Annotated in this window: 1 pseudogene; it reads left to right on the plus strand. The window is 68.2% G+C overall.

Annotation, left to right across the window (positions count from 1 at the left end):
• Positions 1-257, plus strand: a pseudogene (locus NMG80_RS03500) (IS91 family transposase); the annotation flags it as partial.
• Positions 258-619: the final 362 nt, after the last annotated feature.

Here is a 619-nt window from a genome sequence, read left to right on the forward strand (position 1 = left end):
TCCACCGCATCCGCCACTACGGCCTGCTCGCCAGCGCCGGCCGCAAGCAAAACATCGCGCGCGCCCGCGAGCTTCTCGCCACGCCCCAGCCCAAAGCCGCCTCCAGCGGAAGCGACGATGCCGCCGCCCCCAATGATTGGCGACCGCCATGCCCCTGCTGCGGCGGCAGGATGATCATCATCGAGACCTTCGAGCGCGGCACCCATGCCCGAGCACCGCCGTCCGGCAGCGCCACAAGCGGAGCTCGAGCGCCATGACCGTGCCCCGCCCATCACCGTGCGTCATGCTTGCCGGAAGAACTCATCGTCGCCGGATGGCCGGCTTCGTGCCTCTGCGCCCGCCAACACAAACCTCACAGCTCACCACCGCCAAATCGCCTCGCCTACAGCGACCACACAGCAGCATGCGCGGCACCAGCGAGGTTCGCACGACCGCCGACATGGGCATCGCCATCCGTCAGCCGCGTCAGTGCGGCCACAGCGCATCAAGCACAAACGTCAAATCCCCATAGGCCGGAACCGCGCTCTCCATCCCGCGGGTTCTTTCCCTGGAGGCTTCCGGACGCCGGCCCCAGCGCCAAGCCCAACACGTGGAGGGCCGGCATCCGTAACCCTTCACA

The organism is Mesorhizobium escarrei (assembly GCF_935825525.1).
GTDB classification, from domain to species: domain Bacteria; phylum Pseudomonadota; class Alphaproteobacteria; order Rhizobiales; family Rhizobiaceae; genus Mesorhizobium; species Mesorhizobium escarrei.